Below are 6,773 nucleotides of genomic sequence, written 5' to 3' on the forward strand. Positions count from 1 at the left end.
TCGTCGGCCCGGTCACGTTTTTATAAGGGACAGCTGCGGCTTCTCCTGCCGTGCCGTCCGGAACGCCTTCACCGCGCCGGCTGATGCCGTCGCTTTAATGGCGCCACGCCGTTCCGACGTGTCGGGTGTGTGCATCCTGTTCCCCCGGTGAAGCCATCCCCCGTGCGTCCTCACGCGGAGGGCTTGTCGTAGCACCGTCGGGTCGTCATCCAAGGGGTGAAATGCACTCCGCCAAAACTTTTTGCGTGCCGCAAAAACTTTAGTCTCCGCCCCTTTCCTTCCTCCCTTCGCCGTTGCTCCTTTGCCCTTTGCCGCGAGAGAACTCACCAGGGAGATGGACAACCATCACCACAGGAGAAAACCAGGATGCACACACGAAACGTCAACGTCAAAACCGCCGCTCCCGAATCTTCCAGGAAGATGGGGGAAGAACAAAACCCTGTTTCTGTCGCACGGGAGTGGGTGGCTCAGGCCACTTCGCTGAAAGCGGGTGTCACCGTCACCCTGTCCGATGTGTCCCGATACGGAGACGTTCAGGTGGAGATCCGCACCAACGGAACGCTTAACTGGCGCGACTGGTCGTTTGAACCGGATTTTCTTTTTGAACTGAAACGCAACCTGCAATACGTGCAGCTTTAACCGGAGGCCGGATGTCCGGCCTTAACCCAGAGAAGGAGGAAACATGCAGAACCTTAACACCCGTCCGGCGACCCGTAAGGTCGGGCAGAGCACTGAAATCGTGAAGCTGCTGCGCATTCAGGCCAGCGACACCCACGTGGTCGAGTTTGACAACGTGGACACCCGATTTAACGACTGCAACAACTGGCAAGTGATGGCAGGAGGCAAACGTGTCCTGTTCAGCAACCGCATGTATGAGCGTTTTTCAGATGTGAAATCGGGGATCGTGGCAACGATCAACGTGTGTGAAAACAGCGGCAGCGTAACGGATAACGCGATGCTGGAAGGGGCAAAAGTCATGATGCAGGTTCTTGATGGCTATCCGTCCTTTGCAGCACTGGCAGCACACCCGAAACGCATTACCGGTTAACCGAGTGCCGTGACCGGAGGGCAATCCGGCCACGGCTAACCACAACTATCACTGAGAGGTAAAAATCATGGTCGCCACCAATACTACGGCAAAAAAACCAGCCAGGACCACCCGTCAGACAAAATCTGCGGAAAAAATCGCGCAGTCTACCGAGCAGAAGCTCGTCCAGCTGCTCGCTGATACGCCCGTGCAAATCTTCCCGTACTCCCGCCTGTCACACACTGACTTAAACACGCGCATCATTCCGCATACCGATCAGGAAGTGGAAGAGATGGCAGACAGCATTCAGGCAATGGGCATCCTCCAGAACCTGATCGGTGCAGAACTGCCGGACGGTACGATCGGCATTGTCGGCGGGGAAGGTCGTCGCAGAGGCACAGGCATTCTGGTGATGCGCGGTGTGCTCGATGCAGACACGCCGTTTGTTCCGGTGAAAGTCCTGCCCGTTGAGATGGCTGTGGCGGCCTCGATGATCGAGAACGGTCGACGTAAAAACATGCATCCCGCCGAGCAGATTATCGGTTTTCGTACCCTTCAGCAGGAAGGTAAAACGGCCTCTCAGATCGGCGCACTGATGGGCTATCACCCGCGCCACGTTCAGCGCTGCCTGAAGCTGGCGAATCTTGCCCCCTCCCTGCTGGATGCGCTGGCGCGGGATGAAATCTCCCTTGAACAGTGTGAAGTCCTGACACTTGCTGATACCCATGAGCGTCAGGAGCAGGTCTGGAAAGAGGCTGTTGAACAGTGGCGCGATCCTGCCGTACAGACTCTGCGCAAAATGGTGACCGACGACAAGATGGCCATCAGTCACCCGATGTTTGAGTATGTGGGTGAGGAAGCCTATACCGCCGCTGGCGGTACGCTGACCGCCGACCTGTTCAGCGACAAGGACAGCACCTTTGCCGATGCGGCGCTGGTTAAATCTCTGCTGGCTGGCAAGCTCACCGTGCTCGCCGCTCGCGTTAAGCAGGAGCAGGGCTGGGGCTGGGCTGAGTTCCGTATGACGGAACTGCGTGCCAGCGGTGAGGACGGTGAACAGTACCGTTTTGCGATGCCGAAAGCTGTCCTGACGGAAGAAGAACAGAAGCGCGTCAGTGAGCTGGAAGAACAAATGGAAGCCACTGAAAGCTACGATGACGAATACGAGCTTCAGCAGGATATCGATGACATTTACTGCGAGGCGCAGTACCGCGAAGCCACGCCGGAATTTCGCGCCGCGCACGGAATCTGGGTGTCATGGGACGGTAGCAATTTTCAGGTTCAGCCTGGTATCCGCAAGCTGACCGACGAAGACCGGGTAGCTGAAGAACAGGCGCGTCAGGAACGTGAAAGCAATGTGATCAGACACACCACGCCTGAAATTCCCGCCGACGCTTATCCGGCAACGCTGGTAAAAGCTATGTCAGCCGAACGGACTCTCGCCGTTCAGGCCGAACTGGCGGGTCGTCCCGACGTATCGGTGGCGCTCCTGACGTGGACACTGTGCCTCAGTATGTTTGATCGCAGCTACGGTAAACGCAGCGAACCGCTGAAAGCCTCCGTGTCCTCGAATCAGTATCACCTTGCATCACTGGCTCCATCCGGTGAAGAAGGGAAGGCGCTGACGGCGCTCAAAGCGCAGAAAGAGGCGCTTCAGGCAACGCTGCCCGAAAACTGGCATCTCGATTTCACCTGGCTGCTTTCATGGTCAGCGGAGCAGGTGAACACCCTGCTGGGATTCTGTGCAGCGCACGGTATCAACGGTATTCAGGAACGTATGTACAACCATACGCAGAAAAGCGAACTGGACGGGCTGGAAGCGGCGCTGGACTTTGACCTGCGCAAATGGTGGCAGCCGGATGCTGAGAGCTACTTCGGCAAGCTCACCATCCCCCAGATTGGCAAAGCCTACGAAGAAGCCGGACTCAGTGCCCGCGCTGGAGAGATTGTGAAGCTCAAGCGCCGCGATGCGGCGAAGGCCGCCGAGCAGGATCTGAATGCTCAGGGCTGGCTGCCTGACTGGATGGTGCGCACATCACCAGCCGCTGAGGCTGAAGAAGCCACCGAAACCGACGCTCACACCACTGACCACGCTGCTTAATACCGGAGGCCGCCGCCTTCGGGCGGCGGGAACAGACATGACTATGCAATATGACCTGAACCAAATCAACAAACTGACCGCCTCCGACCTGGAGTTTATCCGTCAGCAGGGCGAGGACGCGCGCCGCGCTCTCAGCGATACCGTGACCGGCCTCCTGTCCACACCAGAAGGATGGCGCGTCTGCGCCGAATACCGCAGCGAGTTCGGCGGCTTCTTCCCCGTCCAGTGCCGCTTCAGCGCGGACGGCAGTGATGACTGGCATCTGTGCGTGTGCAGCTCCGGCGAAGTCTCACCGTACTGGCTTCTGGTGCTGCTCTCCTCCGGCGGGGAAGTGGTGTGTACCCTTTACCAGAGCGACACGCTCCAGCCTGACCGGATAAACCCGCTGATCGCGCAGCTGGCAGGTATGCGCCGCTTTAACTGCACTGCCCGCACCGTGGTGAACCTGATGAGCGGAGAGGTGACAGCATGATCCCGTCCTCACACGCGCTCGTTTCCCTGAAGCCAGCCCGTCAGGCTGCAATACAGGCTATCAGCCATGTTGAGTCTGCCCGCGAACGCGGCGCACGACTGCCCGCCATGCCGTATGTGCGTACCTTTCTGCGTCTTCTCACGGGCAGCGGACGTCTCAACGCCACGGTGGCCAATAAAATACCTGGTCTGCACTGGGTGCCAAATAACCGTCATTCGAACCTGAAACAGGTCGAGGAGGCGCTTAACACGATGATCGCCACCAGTGGCGAAGCCTGCCCGCTGCCGCTCACAATTGACGTACAGGCCGAACTGTTTCCTGAGGTCATGCACACCCGCACGGGTCGACGACTGCACAGGTCCGGCATTAAGACCACGCGTCAGATGCGCCGCCAGTCTCGTGAGTACGAACAGCGCTGGAAACTGCGCCAGAACCTGCTGGAGCAGGCGAAAATCGACCTGAATTTTCAGTCACCGGAAACCGTCTGCACCTGGTACACCCGGTGGAGCGACGAGTTTGACGCGGCAGAGCTTGCCGGACCGTTCTGGCGCTGGCAGTCGCGGTTCACGTCGCTGAAGGAACTTGACTGGCTTCGCATCAGCGGTGAGCCACTGTATGCAGTGATGTACGAAATCCCGTTTATCGTGCGGGAGACTCCGGAATCTGTCCGTACTGCTGAGCGCTGGCAGGTACCGAACAAGTTGCGGTACCTGCAGGGGGCAGAATGAGAAATAACCCCTGCAAGACGGAGCTGAAAGTCGCCCGCAGCCAGCGTAACAAGCTCCGTACCATGTCGGCAAAGCTGAAAGAGATGAGCTGCGAGTGGGACGGACTCAGTGGCTGGCTGGAAACCGAAAGCGAGCAGCTGGCTGAGAGTATAGACAGGCATCTTGAGGCGCTCGAAGACCAGATCCGCGAGTGGTCAGAAGGTACGGATAACCGGGAGGGATATTGAGCATTATCAGCCGAAGGTTCGACAAAAAAGAAACGGGTACCGTGTTCCGGCATGCTGAAAGCGGGAAGATCCTGTACCGTCTTGATGCCCGGCTGGAGCGGGATGACTGGGAAACAGTGCAGTCGATGATCAGCCTTGTCTATAACGCCGGCGTGGCCGCCGGAAGCGAACAGCGAGCCGCTGAAATTCGTGAGGCTCTGGGATATTCGGGAACTGGATGACGCTGAAAAACGTTGAGGATTTATACAGTTTTCAGCCTGTTATTCCTGGGCAGATGATCGACAACGGGATATAATGGCGATGGCGCTTGAGGCTTTTTGCCTCATGACGTGAAGGTGGTTTGTTGCCGTGTTGTGTGGCAGAAAGCAGAAAGCCCCGTAGTTAATTTTCATTAACCCATGCACTGCACCCATTTAGTTGGACTCTCAAATTGGAGAGTCCCATGTCCAGACGTAAGTACACCTTTCAACAGCGCCTCGAAGTGGTTATGCACTATTTCGCTACCGATGAAGGCTATCGTTTAACTTCAGCTCGCTTTAACGTTCCCAGAACCCAGGTAAGAATATGGGTTGCAGCCTATGATGCTTATGGAGAAGAAGGTCTGAAGCCCAGGGATAAGGGCGTATCAATCGCTCCCGATATCAGAGTCGAAGCCGTAAAGGCTGTACTGACGGGGCAGATTTCCCAGACGCAGGCTGCAGCGAAATTTAACGTCGCGGGTTCGGCCTCTGTTGGGAAGTGGATGAAGGTCTTCAGCGAACATGGAGAGGAAGGGCTTCGTTCTCTCCGTATTGGCAAAAAAAGGGCACTTCATATGATTGATGATCCTGTTGCGCTTGAGGCAGCACTGGAGCGTTCGAAAGATAAACGTATTCAGGAACTTGAACAAAAAGTCCGCCGCCTGGAATTACGGATACTTTATTTAAAAAAGTTGAAAGCCTTAGTTCGATAAGGGATAAGGTCAGAATTATCGACGAACTGAGGCAGCACTATTCGTTCGAGCAGCTTTTGCAGATAGCTCAGATACCCAGGAGTACGTTTTACTATCACCTGAAAGCACTCCGCTCTCCGGGAAAATACGATGAAGTGAAATGCAGAATCAAAGAGATCTATGATGAGAACCAGGGCCGCTATGGTTATCGGCGGATAGCACTGGCGCTCAGAAGAGAGGGAGGAGCGTTGAACCACAAAGTGGTTCAACGTCTGATGAATGTGCTTCGTCTCAAAGCTGCGATAAGAGTTAAGCGTTACAGTTCATGGCGGGGTGAACATGGGCGCGCTGCTGACAATATCCTGCAACGAAACTTCAAAGCCAGCCGGCCCAATGAAAAATGGGTCACCGATGTCACTGAATTCGCTGTAAATGGCCGGAAACTCTATCTTTCTCCCATCATCGACCTCTTCAATAACGAAGTTATTTCCTACAGTATTTCAGAACGCCCAACCATGCCGATGATTGATGAGATGTTGATTAAGGCATTTGCCAGAATGGATCCAAACAGCAAGCCAGTTCTTCATTCAGATCAGGGCTGGCAGTACCGTCATCGATGGTACCAGTATCAGCTCCGCGATTTTGGCGTCACGCAAAGTATGTCCCGCAAAGGTAACTGCCTGGATAACGCCTGTGCAGAATGCTTTTTCGGGACTTTAAAATCAGAATGCTTTTACCTCGGTAAATTTAAGGATATAGATGAACTTAAGGATGCTATTGAGGATTACATTCGGTACTACAACACCCGGCGAATCAGCCTTAAATTTAACGGTCTCAGCCCAGTTGAATACCGTCTGAAATTCCATCCATTGCGCATTTAATCAGCCGATTTTTAGTTGATGCAGCTTTAAAGAAAGCGTTTAAATATGAGTGATTTGTATGCTCTGAGTTCTTGCGTTTAAGGCTAATTGAGTTAAAGAAAGCGTCTGGTATTCGTGACCATTGCGTCACCGGCCATCAATACATCTGATTTTCCACATGTGTTATTGATTTTAAATTCCCAGAGCGTATCCTGTTACCAAATGAGAAGGAGTACTGATGAAACTAACTACCCTACAACTCTTCAAATACCTCTCCGATGAAACCCGTTTGGGTATCGTTGACCTGCCCCCACGATTAGATACAACACTCAGTTAGTAACGTCGGAATCTTCATTCTCAGAATGACCCTTTCTCCAGCCCGCTGCAAATTCAGACGGTGTCTGATAATTCAGCGTGGAGTGCGGGC

Annotated in this window: 8 protein-coding genes; all 8 read left to right on the top strand. The window is 54.6% G+C overall.

Annotated elements, in window-relative coordinates; all coding sequences use genetic code 11:
• Positions 1–366 precede the first annotated feature (366 nt).
• The gene (locus APU11_RS06230) at positions 367–639 is read left to right on the top strand and encodes a hypothetical protein (RefSeq protein ID WP_013087154.1); all 273 of its coding nucleotides are present in this window, start codon (positions 367–369) and stop codon (positions 637–639) included.
• A 43-nt stretch (positions 640–682) separates the two neighbouring features.
• On the top strand, positions 683–1,048 hold the full coding sequence (locus tag APU11_RS06235) for a hypothetical protein (RefSeq protein ID WP_013087155.1): 366 nt from the start codon (positions 683–685) through the stop codon (positions 1,046–1,048).
• Positions 1,049–1,115: 67 nt separating this feature from the next.
• Positions 1,116–3,128, top strand: a complete 2,013-nt coding sequence (locus APU11_RS06240) for a ParB N-terminal domain-containing protein (protein ID WP_013087156.1) — start codon at positions 1,116–1,118, stop codon at positions 3,126–3,128.
• A gap of 37 nt (positions 3,129–3,165) precedes the next feature.
• Positions 3,166–3,600 (top strand): conjugation system SOS inhibitor PsiB, encoded by a 435-nt coding sequence (gene psiB, locus APU11_RS06245; protein ID WP_032669078.1) that lies wholly within the window; start codon positions 3,166–3,168, stop codon positions 3,598–3,600.
• Positions 3,597–4,328, top strand: a complete 732-nt coding sequence (locus APU11_RS06250) for a plasmid SOS inhibition protein A (RefSeq protein WP_013087158.1) — start codon at positions 3,597–3,599, stop codon at positions 4,326–4,328. The genes psiB and APU11_RS06250 overlap by 4 nt, the downstream gene beginning before the upstream one ends.
• Complete coding sequence (locus tag APU11_RS06255) at positions 4,325–4,555, top strand: hypothetical protein (RefSeq protein WP_013087159.1); 231 nt, start codon at positions 4,325–4,327, stop codon at positions 4,553–4,555. The genes APU11_RS06250 and APU11_RS06255 overlap by 4 nt, the downstream gene beginning before the upstream one ends.
• A complete protein-coding gene (locus APU11_RS06260) occupies positions 4,552–4,776 on the top strand; it encodes a hypothetical protein (protein ID WP_013087160.1) in 225 nt (74 codons plus the stop codon). The genes APU11_RS06255 and APU11_RS06260 overlap by 4 nt, the downstream gene beginning before the upstream one ends.
• A 221-nt stretch (positions 4,777–4,997) precedes the next feature.
• Positions 4,998–6,367 (top strand): IS3 family transposase gene (locus tag APU11_RS27650; protein WP_087654045.1). Its coding sequence is split into 2 segments (ribosomal slippage): positions 4,998–5,487 and positions 5,487–6,367, totalling 1,371 coding nucleotides; the frame shifts between segments, so codons are not numbered across the junction.
• The last annotated feature ends 406 nt before the right edge of the window (positions 6,368–6,773 follow it).

Source organism: Enterobacter sp. 50793107 (assembly GCF_001463365.1).
Lineage (GTDB): Bacteria > Pseudomonadota > Gammaproteobacteria > Enterobacterales > Enterobacteriaceae > Enterobacter > Enterobacter cloacae.